1 rRNA gene is annotated in these 336 nt (G+C 49.4%); it reads left to right on the top strand.

What is annotated here, in order from left to right:
- Nucleotides 1-28: 28 nt before the first annotated feature.
- Nucleotides 29-336 (top strand): 23S ribosomal RNA (locus LJD32_RS15140); the annotation flags it as partial.

Here is a 336-nt window from a genome sequence, read left to right on the forward strand (position 1 = left end):
AAAAAAGTTCAAGCAAGCAAACCTAGAAGGTAAAGCAAGAAAGGGCGTATGGGGAATGCCTAGGCACACTCCGGCGAAGAAGGACGCAGCAAACAGCGAAATGCGACGGTGAGCGGTAAGCACGTGAAGAGCCGTCGATATCCGAATGGGGGAACCCACACGGAGTCATATCCGTGTATCACATGTCGAATACATAGACATGATGAGGCGAGACGCAGGGAACTGAAACATCTAAGTACCTGCAGGAAGAGAAAATAAGAATGATTTTCTGAGTAGCGGCGAGCGAAAGGGAAAGAGCCCAAACCGATCTTAGGATCGGGGTAGTAGGATCATCGA

The sequence above is a fragment of the Faecalibacillus sp. TM498 genome (assembly GCF_020589955.1).
GTDB lineage: Bacteria > Bacillota_I > Bacilli_A > Erysipelotrichales > Coprobacillaceae > Faecalibacillus > Faecalibacillus intestinalis.